At 51.6% G+C, this 15,428-nt stretch carries 8 protein-coding genes; 1 reads left to right on the top strand and 7 read right to left on the bottom strand.

Going from position 1 to position 15,428, the window contains the following annotated elements; translation table 11 throughout:
- The first annotated feature begins 289 nt into the window (after window positions 1–289).
- Window positions 290–8,416, top strand: coding sequence for a malectin domain-containing carbohydrate-binding protein (locus C5S61_RS10015; RefSeq protein WP_110514918.1), 8,127 nt, complete (start codon window positions 290–292; stop codon window positions 8,414–8,416).
- 54 nt (window positions 8,417–8,470) lie between these two features.
- Here C5S61_RS10015 and C5S61_RS10010 read toward each other — a convergent pair whose 3' ends face one another.
- From C5S61_RS10010 to rfbB, 7 genes are all read right to left on the bottom strand, one after another.
- Entirely contained in the window at window positions 8,471–9,493 is a 1,023-nt protein-coding gene (locus C5S61_RS10010; RefSeq protein ID WP_110514917.1) for an ABC transporter ATP-binding protein, read from the bottom strand.
- Window positions 9,490–10,275 carry an ABC transporter permease gene (locus tag C5S61_RS10005; protein ID WP_164689330.1) on the bottom strand — a complete coding sequence of 262 codons (786 nt, stop codon included), beginning with the start codon at window positions 10,273–10,275 and terminating at the stop codon, window positions 9,490–9,492. The genes C5S61_RS10010 and C5S61_RS10005 overlap by 4 nt, the downstream gene beginning before the upstream one ends.
- On the bottom strand, window positions 10,272–11,138 hold the full coding sequence (locus C5S61_RS10000; RefSeq protein ID WP_110514915.1) for an ABC transporter permease: 867 nt from the start codon (window positions 11,136–11,138) through the stop codon (window positions 10,272–10,274). Before C5S61_RS10000 ends, C5S61_RS10005 begins: the two co-directional genes overlap by 4 nt.
- A 5-nt stretch (window positions 11,139–11,143) precedes the next feature.
- The gene (locus tag C5S61_RS09995; protein WP_110514914.1) at window positions 11,144–12,427 is read right to left on the bottom strand and encodes an ABC transporter substrate-binding protein; all 1,284 of its coding nucleotides are present in this window, start codon (window positions 12,425–12,427) and stop codon (window positions 11,144–11,146) included.
- Window positions 12,428–12,446: 19 nt separating this feature from the next.
- The gene (locus C5S61_RS09990) at window positions 12,447–13,151 is read right to left on the bottom strand and encodes a TVP38/TMEM64 family protein (protein WP_110514913.1); all 705 of its coding nucleotides are present in this window, start codon (window positions 13,149–13,151) and stop codon (window positions 12,447–12,449) included.
- Complete coding sequence (locus C5S61_RS09985; protein WP_110514912.1) at window positions 13,141–13,770, bottom strand: CDP-alcohol phosphatidyltransferase family protein; 630 nt, start codon at window positions 13,768–13,770, stop codon at window positions 13,141–13,143. The genes C5S61_RS09990 and C5S61_RS09985 overlap by 11 nt, the downstream gene beginning before the upstream one ends.
- A gap of 131 nt (window positions 13,771–13,901) precedes the next feature.
- On the bottom strand, window positions 13,902–14,996 hold the full coding sequence (gene rfbB / locus C5S61_RS09980) for a dTDP-glucose 4,6-dehydratase (RefSeq protein WP_110514911.1): 1,095 nt from the start codon (window positions 14,994–14,996) through the stop codon (window positions 13,902–13,904).
- Window positions 14,997–15,428 lie beyond the last annotated feature (432 nt).

The raw sequence follows: 15,428 nt of genomic DNA, 5'->3' as shown, positions 1-15,428 counted from the left end.
ATTCCTTAAAAATGTTTTTAAAAACATTAAAATAGTACCAAAAAGCATTAAAATTCATGCAAATTTTGGCCAAGCAAACCAAAATACGCACTGTAAAGATTGACAAAATTAGTACCATTGTATATAACAATACCGTACTTTTAGTTAATCTCAACTGATATACTGATCGATAACGATGGCCCGTAGCAAACGCACTTTTTTTGATCGATCGTGATTGATTCGGTTTTTTGCGCGTTAAACGCTTAAAACCACAACTCGCTACGGGTCACAAGCTGTTCCAGGAGGGGTCATGACCATGAAGCGGTCTATCGTTCGTTGGTTGCATGGGGTGCTCGCAGCATTCTTGTTTAGCAACCTTTGGCTTGTGGGCGCACCGCCAACTCAGGTGGCGGCGGCGGTTCCGGCGCAACAGCGCCAACCACTCACGCCAGTTCAAGCTAAAGCCCTACTAGAGGCTCCACGGGTAACCGACACCTTGCCACTCAATGGCTCGACCTCGGTCAACCGTGATATTTTCATCGCAGCAAACGTCTATATTCCTAATGGTGGGCTTGACCCCCAAACCTTGACAGCAGCGTCTGTCAAATTGATTCGGGTGGTCGATAGTTTTGAAATTGCAGCGCGACTGACCACATCAGCAGCGGGCGATGTGATTATTCTCAATCCCAACGAATATCTTGATCCATTTACCCAATATCGTTTTCGGGTTAATGTTGGGGTAGCAAGCCAGAGTTTGCTGCGCGATATTGCTGGCGAACCGTTTGAAGCCTATGAATCAGTCTTTACGACTGGGAGTGCTGGTGGCCCTTCGGCAACTGGCAATATTCGCTTTAACAAGGTTGCGACCGGCATTACCATGCCAAACGATGAAGGCTATACCTCATTGGCAATCGGCCCTGATGGCAAGCTCTACGCTGCCACCGTCAAAGGCCAAATTGTGCGTTACACGATTAACGCCGATGGTAGCTTAAATACCGCCAATAGTTTGGCCATTCAAACGGTACGCACCTACACCGGCACAACCCAAGATCGCATGATCATTGGTTTGGTGTTTGACCCTGCTGCAACTGCAGCCAACCCAATTTTGTGGATCACCCATAGCCCCTATGCGTTGAGTGGCGGCCCCGATTGGAGCGGCAAGCTGACGCGTTTGAGCGGCGCAAATCTCACCACAGCTCAGGATTATTTGATTGGCATGCCACGTTCATCACGTGACCACCTTTCGAATAGCTTGGTGTTTGGCCCCGACGGCGCATTGTATATGACCGTTGGTAGCAACAGCGCCATGGGTTTTGTTGATAATGGCTGGAACTTGCGGCCAGAGCACAAATTGGGCGCAGCAGTCTTGCGGATCAATCAAACTGGGCTGGGCACGTTACCATTAAATGTGCAAACTGAAGATGGTGGCACCTACGACCCATTTGCCGCTAATGCTCCAGTGACGATTTATGCCTCTGGTGTGCGTAACGCCTATGACCTGATTTGGCACTCGAATGGCCAATTGTATACCGCAACCAATGGCTCGGCTGCTGGCGGCAACACCCCAGCTTCGCCTGGTAATTTGTCGAATTATGGCCCTTGTCAAAATCGGCTTGATGCGGCAACCAATGGTGCGTATGTTGGGCCTGATGTACCAAAATTATCATCAAGCTCAAGCACGCGCATTCCCGACCAATCGGATTTTCTCTTCCGCGTTACACCCGGCGGCTACTATGGCCACCCCAATCCCCAACGCTGTGAATGGGTGATGAACGGCGGTAACCCAAGCTCAGCTGTTGATCCCGCCGAAGTTGCGCCAGGTGGCAGCAATGTTGGCTACCCAGTTGGGACCCAGCCAGACCGCAATTATCGCGGCTTCTCGTGGGATTTTGGTTTGCACAAATCGCCAAACGGCACGATTGAATACAAATCAAACACCTTCAATGGCGCACTTAAAAACAAATTGATTGTGACCCGTTATAGCGGGAGCAAAGATTTGGTTGTGCTGACGCTTGGTGCAAACAAAGAAATCATTAGCGAGCAAGGTGGCTTGCCTGGGATGAAAGACTTCTCAGGGCCGCTTGATGTGATTGAAAATACTGCCAACGGCAACTTATATGTTTCCGACTACTTGGCAGAAAAAATTTACCTGCTGACTCCTGATATTCAGCCAGAACCACGGATCGATATCAAGCCAGCTCGCCGCGTGTTCAACTTAGCACGGCCTACGAGTGGCTCGATCGATTCGCTGACCCAAACCTTTGTGATTAGCAATACTGGTCAAGCCAATTTGAACGTGACCGGCGTGCAATTGATTGGGCCTGAAGCTAGCTCATTTGTGATTACCAATGTGCCCAGCTTCCCACGCACCTTGGCTCCAAGCGCGACGCTTAGCTTGAATGTGGTGATGCGCGCCAATACCACAACCAGCTTAGGCACCAAAGGCGCAATTATCCAAATCCAAAGCAACGACCCAATCAATCCTAAGATCGACGGGGCTTTGCGGGGCTTGGTCTACGCCAATGGTACAGAGCCATCGTTGCAATGGATTATCGATACCTATGAATTCCCGATGAGCGTTGGCGATGATGACCCAGCGACCACCACAATTCATAGCACGAATGGCACATCGTTGCTGCTCGGCCAAGAAGTCTATACAGATTTCTTTACTCGTGCCACAACTTCGCCAATTACCTTGGAACCATTGGCAGCCTTTGGCCCAACTGGCCCTGCTGGAACTGCAACAACTTTGGGGTGGTATCCAGTTAAGAATGCTGGGGTCAATCGCACCAGTATCTTCTCGGTGCCCAATACCAGCGCTCAGCGCCTAAACCCAGCAGTTACTGGCAATTTGACCTTTGAACCAGGCTACGAGTTCTTTGATTTCTATACCCAATGGCCAGGTGTTGCGAACCGTGTGGTCTATGGCCAAGATAGCCTAAACACGTTTGATGCGGCGAACCCTCACCATATGCGGGTTTACCCACTCAAAACCACCAACGATTCGACCGTGCCCAATACCTATGTGGTGGTGTTTGAAGAAGCAACGACGGGCTTAGAATATCAAGATTTGGTCTTTATTGTGCGCAACGTGCGGCCAGTTCGCTTGCCAAGCTTGAGCACACCAATTCAAGTCAACTTCCAAAGTGCCTCGACCGCTGTGCCTGCTGGCTACATGCGCGATTGGGGTCAAGCCTTTGGCAATCGCAATGAAAAAGATCAAGGCGATGGCTCGTTGTACTACGGCTGGGTCAATCCAGATACGATCACCCCAATTGCGCTTGATCCTAATGGTCGGTATCGCTTTGTGCCAAACATTGATAAACGCTACGATTCGTTTATGCACATGCGGGCCAACGATATTTCGTTTGGCTTCGGTGGGGTCAAAGCACCTGGCTCGTGGGAAATGGCGCTGCCAAACGGTATTTACTCAGTCACCGTGGCAGTGGGCGATCCTCAAGTGCAACAAATGCCAGAGACTGATCGCCATACGCTCAATGTCGAAGGAGTCAATGTCTTTACCAACTTCACCTCGGTAGGGGCAAGTGGTGCGCCAACGCGCCACGCAACCCAAACGATGGTGGCAACAGTTAATGATAATCGCTTAACGATCGATGCTAATGGTGGGTTCAATACAAAGATTAACTTTGTGATTATTACTCCATACGTGGAGCCACCAACTGCTACCCCAACCGAAACGCCAACCAACACGCCAACGTCGACCAATACACCGACGGTAACGAACACACCAACCAACACGGCAACTTCGACTGCAACCAACACGGCTACGCCATCGAATACGCCAACTAATACAACGACTGCTGTGCCAACAACACCTGGCACAACTCAGCCAACCAATACCTTTACGCCAAGCCCAACCGTGGGCAGTCCAACGATTACGGTAACGCCTGGCACACCAAGCGCAACCGTTACCCCAACGATTACGGTAACGCCAGGTACGCCAACGGTCACCGTTACGCCAACCGTCACTGTGCCACCAGCCACCAACCGGGTCTTTATTCCGCTGGTGATTCTGGGCGGGCCACGAATTGGCTCTGGTGGCGTAACCTTGGGCCTCAAAGGCATGTATCGGCCTTCAATTGAAGGTGCGGTCAGCACCCGTCAATTGAATGACCAAAACTTTACTTCGGCAGTCGAAAGTGCTGTACGCCAACTCAAAACGTTGATGACGGCCCAAGTGATGGCGGCTGCATGTTTCGGCGCAGGCAAGCTTGAGATCGAAAACGTTGAATCACATAACGTTCCTTACAACGATTGGCTGATGTTCAGCAAGATTCAAAATCCAGCTGCTCGTAGCGGCACACGCAACTACTTCCGCAATACGGGAGTTGTGCGAGTGCGCAACACTGGCACTGGCCCGTTGATTCTCAGCAGCATGACGATCACTGGGGTCTGGACGTTGAGCGGCACCTTGAGCCTGCCAACGATTCTTCAGCCAAATACTTTCCGCGATATTCGCTTGGATTTCACGCCACCAGTTGATCCACGGAGTGATCCACCAGGTATTGCCTATTCGGGTGAGATGCTGTTGCGCACCAACGATGCAACCGAACCAAACAAGGTTATTCAATTGCGTGGTTGGTGGCAAAAGCAGAACGAAGGCGACGACGAGCCAAATATCCAACAAATTATGGATTTCTTTGGCTACGACGTGAAGATTGTCTATCCTGGCCAGTCATGGAATGGTGATGGGGGCGCATTGACCCAAATTGGTGAGGAAGTTATCTCACCGTATTGGACGCGCTTCGATGCGAGCAAACCGGTGCGGGTTGTGCAGTTGGCTGGTTTGCACCAGTGCTGTACGACCAGCACCGCCAGCGATATTGCATGGGCTGCTAAAGGCAGCACCACCCTGCAAGAATCCAGTACCCACCATCCATCGGATGGCCAAACCTATATGCCACGCTTGTACGATGGCAGCGATGTGTTTGATATTAATCTGAACCCAACCGGGATCTTCCAATTTATCATTTCACAAACTGCTTGGGGTGATCCTCAGTACAATAATCCTGTTGGCAAGCACTATTTGCGGGCTTGGCCATTGCGCGATCACAACGGGGTCTTGGTTCCCAATAGCTATGTGCTGTCGATGGACTTCAACGGCATCAACTACGACTACAACGATAACGTCTATATCGTCAACAATATTCGGCCAGAGTTTGTTGAGGTTGATGATTCAACCGTTGGCGCAATGCCCGGCACGCCAAACCTGAATTTGGAATTCAATCAAAATTATCCCAATACCTTGGTTGATAACACCAATGTTGGTACAGGTTTCCCAATTACCCAGCGTAACAAGAGCGATAACAAGTTGATCAACGTTGGTGTTTCATATGACCCAACCTTGTTGACCATGAACACCGCTGGAGCAGGCACGCTGAGCTTGGTTTCGCCTGCTGGCACGCAGGATGGCACGACCAATACCCAAGTTAACGCCTTGCAACTGCCATTCAATGCCCAAGCCTCGCGCTTTGTAATTAGCACGCGCATCGAAGGCAGCGTGGCGGGCTTCACCAGTGCCAATCGCCAAGCAGGCATCTTCTGGGGTATGGAGCAAGATAATTATCTTAAATTGATGATTAGCTCAGCCAGCACCCAACCAGTAATTGTCTTTAGCAACGAAACCAATGGCACAAGCGCAACCGTGGCAACCAGCCCTGCGATTGCTAGCCCAGCCAATGTTGTGGCAACTGAATTGCGCTTGAGCGGCGATCCCAAAACAGGGGTGGCAACCGCAGCTTATCGACTGATCACGGCAGCCAATCCAAACCCAAGCTTTACGACGCTTGGCCAAGTAACGCTGACTGGTGGCCGCTATCAACGCTTCTTTGATCGCAAGGTCAATGCAGGCATTGTAACTACCCACAAAACCAACACGACCTTTACGACCGTCTTTGATAAGTTTGCGATCAGCCTTGACGAACCAACCGCCGCGCGGCCAGTTGTGGCCCGGGTTGATGTTGGCAGCGCCAACAGCTTTACCGATAGCGCTGGCAATGTATGGCAAGCTGATACTGGTTTGTTCGAGCCAAGCAACGCGGTTGCTGAAGGCACTGGAACGCCAGCCATCGAAAATACTGTCGATGACACGCTGTATCAAACGTATCGTGGCAATGTGGGCAACCCAACCCGCACCATTACCTACAACTTAACTGTGCCAGCAACCGTGCAAAGCGTTGATGTACGCTTGCACTTCGCTGAACTCTACTGGGGTGCACCTGGTGGTGGCGCTGCTGGCCCAGGCAAGCGGGTGTTTGATGTGCGCGCCGAAGGCGAGACGATTCTCGATAACTTCGATATTACTGCCTCGGTTGGCGCTGCTCGCACCGCATTAATTGTGCCAATCAACGGTATTCCCGTTGTTGATGGTCAGTTGCAATTGGCTTTTGATGCAGAAATGGACTTTGCTTCAATCTCTGCAATCGAAGTTTTTGCAAGCACGGTCAACGGCAATGTGCCACCAACCGCCAACGCTGGTGCTGATCAACAAGTTGCTTTAGGTGCGACCGTCAATTTGGCAGGCACAAGCAGCGACTTCGAAGCCACAACTGTAACTGGCGCATGGACGCAGCTTGAAGGCCCAGCCGTCACGCTGACGGGCACTGGCAACAACCGCAGCTTCACTGCTCCAGCCAGCGCTACAACCTTGGTCTTCCGCTTTACCGCAACCGACGCAGGCGGCGCAAGCAGCAGCGATACGGTCACCATCTTGGTTGGCAATAAACCAATCGAGCAAGTGGTGGCGGTATCAAACGGCCCATCATCACCAAACGATGCAATTACCTTCCAAGCGGTGGTGGCTTGTGGCAGCAACGTCAACTTTGCCTGGAACTTCGGCGATGGGACACCTGTCGTCAACGAAAGCACTGGCAAGGTTCGCCATGCCTTCGCAACCAAGGGCAACTACACGGTAACGGTCACGGCCAGCAATGGCTCAAGCAGCGTTTCAACCTCGTTGCAAGTGCAGGTCTTGCCATTGCTTACCCGCTTCAATGCAGGTGGTTTCAGCAGCCTAACCACTCCCGATGGCGTGCGCTGGGCGGCTGATAGCTTCTCGCAAAACGGCAGCACTTCGAACCCAGGCAACTTGGGCGATGTGGCCAACACCGATAACGATGCCTTGTATTACGACGATCGCTTTGCCTCGGGCGCTGCAACTGCCACCTTGGATTATGCGATTCCAGTGCCAGTCAGCGGCCAATATACCGTGCGCTTGCATTTCGCCGAAATCTTCTTTGGCGTAACCAGCGGGGTTGCTGGCGGTACGGGCAAGCGGGTCTTCGATGTCAACATTGAAGGCAACCGCGTGCTCAACGATTATGACCCAACGCTTGCGGTTGGCGCAAAAGCTGCCGATACCCGCTTGTTTACGGTCAACGTCACTGATGGAGTCTTGAATCTGCAATTTGCTCCAGAAGCAAGCCGCCCAACCGTGAGCGCAATCGAGGTGTTTGGGGCGCAAAACTTGACCTTTGCCACCCCAACTGCCTTGCCATCGCCAACCAACACGCCAATTGGCACCTTTACGCCAACGCCCCAAGGTACCTTCTTCTTGAAGGTCAACTTCCAGCCCAACGATTCTGGCCCAGTGCCTAACGGCTACGTCAAGGATTATGGCCAAGGCTATGGTTTGCGCCAAGATCCTGGCCAAGGTTCAGGCTTGAGCTATGGTTGGATCGACAGCGCTGGCCAGCCCAAGAGCTTGATTAGCGATCCACGGCGGCGTAACGTCAACAGCGATACACGCTTGGATACCTTGATGCACATGCAGTTGACTACTGGCGGCGGCAAGTGGGAAGCAGCAGTTCCAAACGGGGTTTATGATGTAAGCGTGGCTGTGGGCGATGCTCAAGCTGGTGGTACTGCAATGTCGCACAATGTAACCATTGAAGGCGTTGTGGCAATCAATCAGTTTGTGCCACCAGCTAATGCCGCCAATGGCTCGGCTAGTTTGCATCAAACCAACACGGTGCGCGTGACGGTCAGTGATGGTAAGTTGACGGTTGATCCGGTTGGTGGCACCAACACCAAGATCAACTACTTGGACATCAATTGGTTTGGCGCTTTGGCAACCAACACGCCAACCAATACACCAACCGATGTGCCAACCAATACGCCAACCAACACAGCGACGGCAACGGCAACTGATACGCCAACCAATACGGCGACGGCGACAATTACCGAAACGCCAACCAACACGCCAACCAATACCGAAACGCCAACCCCAAGCAATACGCCAACCAACACGGCGACCTTGGAGCCTGGCATTACGCCAACCAATACCCATACGCCAACGATTACTTCAACGCCAACTGAAACAGCAACCCCAACGGCAACTGTTTCGGTTACGCCAACCGCAACGACTGGCACGGGAACCTATGTGGTCTTCTTGCCATACACTGCTAAGGGCAACTAAGCGCTGAAGGCTTGCATCCGGTGGAGCTACCCGCTCCGCCGGATGCTTTTTTGTTTAATCGGCGAGGGCAAAAAGCTGTTGTGGTGGAAAATGGAGATCAACGGTTTGGCCAATTTCACGTGGCGTTTGGCCTGCTTCACGCACTGTAATCACTTGTTCGGCTGCTTGCAAACGATATTCCCAGCGCTCGCCAAGGTAGCGCCGCTCAAGAATCTGGGCTGCAATGCTGGGCTGGCTTGCAGGATTATTAATTTGAATATGCTCAGGCCGAATTGCTAAACTAACGGTATTCGGGGCAAAGTTGCCATTAAATTGACCAAGCTGGCTGTTAAACGTCGTGCCTTGCAATTGCCCCGCAATGATTGCGCCAACCCCCACAAACTGGGCCGCCGCCCGATTTGGTGGCCGCTCAAACAGTTCAATCGATGGTAAATCGGCGACCAAACTGCCATTGATTAACAACGCTGTGCGTTCGGCCAAGGCCAAAGCTTCGCTCAAATCGTGAGTCACGATAATTGTCGTCATCTGTAATTCACGATGCAGCCGCGCAATCACGCCTTGCAAACTAACCCGAATTTCTGGGTCAAGGCTGCTCAACGGCTCGTCGAGCAACAAAACCTTGGGTTGCACTGCCAAGGCGCGGGCCAAGGCGACACGCTGTTGCTGGCCGCCAGAAAGTTGCTGCGGCTTGCGTTGCTGCATGCCGCTCAATTCAACCAAATCTAATAATTCGGCCACTTTTTGGTCAATCAATTTTTTGGCTACTTTGCGCGCCTTGAGGCCAAAACCAATATTTTCGGCTACCGAGAGAAACGGAAATAAATAGGGCTGCTGAAAGAGCAACACAATCTCGCGTTGATGGGCTGCAACTGGGTTAAGCAAACGCTTAGCCAAGCGAATCTCGCCAGCATCGGGCGCTTCAATCCCCGCTAAGATCTTTAAAATTGTCGATTTGCCCGAGCCAGATGGCCCAAGCAAGGCCAAAAATTCGCCTTGCTTGAGCTTTAAATTGATATTTTGGAGAATGGTCTGCTTTGCATACGATTTAGTTAATTGATCAAGTTGCAAATAGCTCATGGTCGGGGCGTTGCTCCTGTTGCTGGCGAACCCAAATAGCGCGCTACCAAACCTAGCAAGAGTAATAACGGTGTGATAAAGATCAGGCTCAGACTGGCGATCAGGCTCTGGTTGCCGCCGCTGGCCGCCGAGAATAACAGCATTGGCAAGGTGATAATCTTACCGCCGCCAATTAATAAACTCAGCACATATTGGCTCCACGAAATTAAAAATGCCAATACGCCAGCAACCACCAAACTTGGCAAGAGCATTGGGACGCTTACCCGCCAAAAAACAAACCACGGGCTTGCACCCAAAACCGCTGCTTGATGTTCGTAGTTGCGATCATAGCGCGCAAAACTGCTACCCAAGGTCAGCACCACATACGGCAAAACCGGAATCAAGTGCACCAACATCACGCCTAACAATGTGCCAGCCAAGCCCAGCCGCAAAAAAACAATGTTCAAACCGATGCCTGTGGCGACGCTCGGCACAACCGTTGGCAGAAAAAACAGGCCATAGATCAAGCCCCGCCCGCGAAACGTTTGTAGTTCGAGCACCCGTGCTGCGGGATAGCCAAACATCAGTGCGAGCATGCTCACGCCAGTTGCGATGATTAAGCTTTGGCCAAACGCCCGCCGCAACTGCGGATCGGCCAATTGGCGCAAAAACAGCGCACTATCCCAGCGTTCAGGCCAGAGCGCCGGAAAGAACCAGCCTTGGGCAAAGGCATAGACCAAAAAAATTGCAATTGGCACAAGCAAAATCAGCGCCAAAACCCAAACAATGATGCGATAGCTCATGGCTGATGCTCCGCCCTGCGCCAGCGCCATGCCAGCCCAATCACCGCTAGAATGATCAAGCTCATCAGCAGGCTTACGGCCATGCCTTCGGCCCGCGCTTGCAGATCGGGGTTGAGAAAAAGCTCCAAGGCCATGGTTGCCAACATTTCGGGGTAGCGCACGCCAACCAAGGCTGGCACTTCGTAGGCTCCAAAAATAAAGCTAAATACCAATAAGCTGCCGCCGATTAAGCTGGGAGCCAATAGCGGCCAAAGCACTAAACGCACTCGTTGCCAGCGATTGGCTCCCAAGCTTTGGGCGACCAAAAGATAGTCGCGGCCTTGCTGATGTAAGCTTGCCAAACCCAGCAACAGCAAAAATGGCACTTCCTTGGTGATATAGGCCAGAATAATTCCGCTGCCCCAGCGATCGCGCACCAGCACCGGAAAATCGCTAGGCTGATCGAGCCAACCAAGCGCAAAGCCGAGTCGCGCAAAAATACCGCTTTGACTCAGCACCAACAGCAAGGCCATGGCCCAAACGCTATGCGGAATTGCCAAGTGCAAATTGCTGATGGTACTCAAACCGCGATACTGCTGTTGGCGTTCGGCGATGCTACTCAGCAAGCCCAAACAAATCAGCGCCGAGCCAAGCGTTGCTGCAAGGCTAACCCAAAGCGAAAACAACAAAGCCTGCCACCATTGGCTACCCAATTGCTCGCCTGCCAACACATTGCGATAGGCGGCCAAACTAAGCTGGCGTTGGCCTAAAAATGGCAGCCAGCCAAGGCTTTGCGCAATGCCATAGCCAAGGCTGCCTCCAAATAAGCCAATAATAATGATGCTTGCTGGCGCTAAACCCAACCAGCGCCGTAATTTAGCCATGCTGCTTACTTGCGCAACACATTCGCATCCCAACCTTGCTCGATTAAGCTTTGGTATTCAGCGGCAATATCGCTGCGCAACGATTTGGCTAAATCGCTGGCTGGAGTTGCCGCATCGCCAAGCTGTTGGGCCGCATTGGTCAGTTTGGCTGCCAGCGCGGGATCGCTGACTTTGGTTGGATCGATGCCATAGCCCAAGCCAAAGCCGTTTTCTGGCAAAATTTGGGCCGCTTGCAATTCAGGGTCGAGAATCAAATTGGCGAGCACCAAGGCCGCAGCGGGATTTGGCGCGGTGCTGGGGATTGCTACATAGTTGAAATCGCCGATCATATTATCATCAAAGACAAACGCTCGCGCACTGGCTGGCACCAAATTCTCTTTGATCAACGAGCCAGCTCCGGCGATCGCTTGGGTAATTGAAAAATCGACTTCGCCATTGGCAAACAAGCTGTGCAATTCGTTTTCGGTTTTGGGGTAGGTGCTGCCTTCGCGCCACAAACAAGCTTCAAGTTGATTGAAATAGTCCCACAATTTGGGCGACCATTGATCCCATAATTGCTGATTGAACTTGCCAAGCCATTGTTCAGCGCCGCCACTGACCTCGAACAATGCTTGTTTGACGAAGCGTGTGCCTTGGAATGCGCCAGGCCCTGGTGCGATGTAGCTTACTTTGCCCGGATTGGCGCAGGCATAATCTTTCAGCGCTGCATACGAACGGGGCAGCTCGCTGGCTTGGAGTTTGGCTGAATCGTAAATAAATTGAAATTGCGCCGATGACCATGGGCTTTCGAGGCTTTCGACTGGTTCGCCAAAATCGAGGTTGACCGCCGGATTGGCCCAGTTGACATAGTTGCTGTTGGGCAAGCTCTGGCCCCAATTAGCGCGCAGCAAATTAGCTTGCTTCAACGAGGCAAAGTTCTCGCCGTTGATCCAAATCAAATCGACAGCGCCAGTCGTTTTGCCCGCTTCTTTTTCGCTGAGCAACTGATTGACCACATCGACGGTATCGGCCATTGGCACGCGATTGAGTGTAATGTTGTAGCGTTCTTTGAGTGCTTTGCCATAAAATTCATCAACAAAGCGATTGATGCTATCCGAGCCACCCCAAATATACCAATTGACCGTTTGGCCGTTGGCTGCTTGCTCGATGCTAGCCCAATTGTTGAGATCAAGGCTGGTGCTGCTTGGCGCGCTGGTTGGCGTAGCCGCATTGCTACCACAACTGGCGATGATTAAGCTCAACAAGCCAAGCATCACTGCCAAATTCCAGATTCGTTTTCGTGTGTGCATAACGCTGTTGTACCCTCTGCTAGGCTGCTTCTTTGGCGGCTTCACGGCGCTTAAGCCAGCGTGAAACCCCAATACTAATAATAAAAATAATGATTGAGCCAGCAAAGGCCCATGGATTGAACGAAAACTCGGCCTTGGTAAAATCGCCCTCGAATGATGCACCGAGCAACACAAAGGTGAGCGTACCAGGAAACGAGCCAAGAATCGTAGCAATCAGAAATTGTTTCCAATTGATGCGCAAAATGCCCGCCAGATAATTAACTAAATCATAGGGCAAGAAAATTAAACGCATCAACATAATGGTTTCAAAGCTATTGCGGCGTAAACGCTCGATATAGCCATTAATCAGCCCTGTTTGGTTTTGATTTTGCTCAGGCTGGCCGAAAAAACGCCCAATTGTATAGGCCACCATGGCTGAGCCGTTGGCCCCAATCACGGTGTAAATCAAGCCCCACACACTGCCAAAAACACTGCCACCAGCCAAGGTCAAAAACGTGGCCGGAAAGAAAATTAACGGGCGCAGCAGATAGATACCAATATAAATCAGCATGCCCAATTCGCTTTTGAGCAGCTCAATCACTTGGCCAACAGCGGCGGCAGGCGAAAGCTGGTTGCGCCATGAATACCAAAAATAGCCGCCAATGAGCAGCAACCAAAACCCTGCGGCGAGCAATTTTTGCCAATGGCGTTGCCAAAACGATCTGGTTGGTGGGCTAGTGGTCATGGCGTGGTTCCTCGCGAAGATAACGGCTGGCCCAAATAAGGCGCTGGCCAATCGTAATGCTGACCAACGCTGTCATTCCATGAAACAGCAGGCTCAAATGGCTGGGTAGCACAATAAATAGACTGAATAGCAATACCGTTTCCGTGCCCTCGATTAAGCCGCTGGGCATGGCGATGCTCGTCATGGCTGCTTGCGCTTTGGCTCCTTGTTGGCGTTTTTCTAAAATAGCCGCCAAATAGGCCCAAGAAATTGCATTGACATAAAAGCTAGCAATGAGGCCAAGCGCCGCCAAGCCATTGCCAAGCGTCGGCTGGCCTGCTACCAAGCCAATTGGCAGCAACGCATAGATCAGCACATCGAGCAAAATATCGATATAGCCACCAAGATCGCTTTGTTGATTGCTGAGTCGTGCAACTGTGCCATCAAGCCCATCGAGCACCCGATTGAGCACCCAACAACCAAGGCTGGCCCAATACAGCTGTTGCCAAGCACAAACTGCTGCTGCAAGACCAACGCCAAAGGCAACGAGCGTAATGCTGGTTGGATGGATATGGCGCAAGCGTTGGGCTAACGGAGCTAATAAACGCTCTTTGGGCTGGCGTAAAAATTGATCAACCATCGCCGCTAGCTCCTTGTGACTATCGAAGCTATCGTAGCTTAACCATCGCGGCTCAATTCTTAACAGTTTATGACCGTATTGAGGAATAAACCCTGTTCCACACTTGGAACAGGGTTGAGAGGAATGAGCAATTAATGTTGATGCTCTGATTGCCAATTTTCGCGTACGGCGACCACTTGTTCTTGGTTGGCGCGCACATCGCTGGTGCGATCGCTCAAGCTGGCGAGCCACGCTTGGCCTTCAGGCGATGTGTACCATTGCACTGTTTCCAAGAAGCCTTGTTCGAATGAATAGCGTGGTTGCCAGCCCAATTCGCGCTTGATTTTGCTCAAATCCATGGCATAACGGCGGTCGTGGCCAGGCCGATCGGCAACAAATTCAACGCTATTTTCAACGGTCAATGAGCGATCAAGAAATTCGCTCATAATGTCGAGCATGGTTTCGACCAAGTGGAAGTTGGAAAGCTCAGCTTCGCCGCCAATGCCGTAGGTTTCACCAATCCGACCTTTTTTAATCACCAAAGCAATCGCTTCGCAGTGATCTTGCACATGCAGCCAATCGCGGATGTTGCGGCCTGGAATGCCATCGGCATCGGTGTAGAGCTTCACTTTTTGGTTCGCCAACAACAAGGCAATCGAGCGCGGAATTAGCTTTTCTGGAGTTTGGAACGGCCCATAGTTGTTGGTGCAGTTGGTGATGGTAATTGGGTAGTTGTAGGTGTGAGCAAAGGCACGCACCACATGATCCGAGGCCGCTTTGCTGACTGCATATGGGCTGCTGGGATTATAGGGATAGGTTTCGTGGAATTTTTGTGGGTCGTCGAAGGCTAAATCGCCAAAGACTTCATCGGTTGAAACATGGTGGAAGTGGCCAACCCCAGCCTCGCGTGAAGCCCGAATCAAACTAGCAGTGCCTTCAATATTCGAGCGATAGAATTGGCGCTCCAATTCAAACGCGCCCAACGAGCGATCGACGTGGGTCTCGGCGGCAAAGTGAACCACCAAATTAACTCCGGCCAACACCTTGAGCATCGTTTGGTAATCGCAAATATCAGCCTGCACAAATTGGCAATGGGGGCGTTCGTGGTAGCCCGCCAAATTGCTCAGATGGCCAGCATAGGTCAAGGCATCAATTACCACAACCTCATCAGCAGGGTTGGTATCCATCCAGTAGCGCACGAAGTTGGAGCCAATAAAGCCAGCCCCGCCTGTTACTGCAATTCGCATAAAAACCTTGGAACCTTTCTATCGTTGGAATGCCTGAATTGTCGTCAATAATCGCTGCATTGTGGATGATTGATTGCCAGTTGTCAACTAACGAGGGGCCAGAGAATAAGGATGAATGATGAGGGATGAATCCAAATCAAAAATCAGAAGTCAAAAATCAAAGGGTAGGTTTTAAGATCCCCTCACCCCAACCCCTCTCCCGTGGCGCGGGCGAGGGGCTTTAATCGTGTGGTTTGTCCGCAATGCGTGATAAAAACGTTTGCTCCCCCTCGCCCGCGTCCAGTGGGAGAGGGGGCTGGGGGGTGAGGGAATATGGTTGCTAATCCAATGTGCCAGTACAAATAGCCAACAGCCCATAGCCTATCGCCATTCTTCGTGCAATTCGTGGCTCAACATATGGCCTACCGCTCCCCAGCCCCCACACCCCGATCC

Origin of the sequence: Herpetosiphon llansteffanensis (assembly GCF_003205875.1) — a bacterium.
Classification (GTDB): Bacteria; Chloroflexota; Chloroflexia; order Chloroflexales; family Herpetosiphonaceae; genus Herpetosiphon; species Herpetosiphon llansteffanensis.
This window is presented reverse-complemented; position numbering and strand designations above follow the sequence as displayed.

Coding starts and splice junctions, on each gene's coding strand:
- C5S61_RS10010 (WP_110514917.1), bottom strand. CDS start 9,493: ATGAGCTATTTGCAACTTGATCAATTAACTAAATCGTATGCAAAGCAG.
- rfbB (WP_110514911.1), bottom strand. CDS start 14,996: ATGCGAATTGCAGTAACAGGCGGGGCTGGCTTTATTGGCTCCAACTTC.
- C5S61_RS09990 (WP_110514913.1), bottom strand. CDS start 13,151: ATGACCACTAGCCCACCAACCAGATCGTTTTGGCAACGCCATTGGCAA.
- C5S61_RS10005 (WP_164689330.1), bottom strand. CDS start 10,275: ATGAGCTATCGCATCATTGTTTGGGTTTTGGCGCTGATTTTGCTTGTG.
- C5S61_RS09995 (WP_110514914.1), bottom strand. CDS start 12,427: ATGCACACACGAAAACGAATCTGGAATTTGGCAGTGATGCTTGGCTTG.
- C5S61_RS10000 (WP_110514915.1), bottom strand. CDS start 11,138: ATGGCTAAATTACGGCGCTGGTTGGGTTTAGCGCCAGCAAGCATCATT.
- C5S61_RS10015 (WP_110514918.1), top strand. CDS start 290: ATGACCATGAAGCGGTCTATCGTTCGTTGGTTGCATGGGGTGCTCGCA.
- C5S61_RS09985 (WP_110514912.1), bottom strand. CDS start 13,770: ATGGTTGATCAATTTTTACGCCAGCCCAAAGAGCGTTTATTAGCTCCG.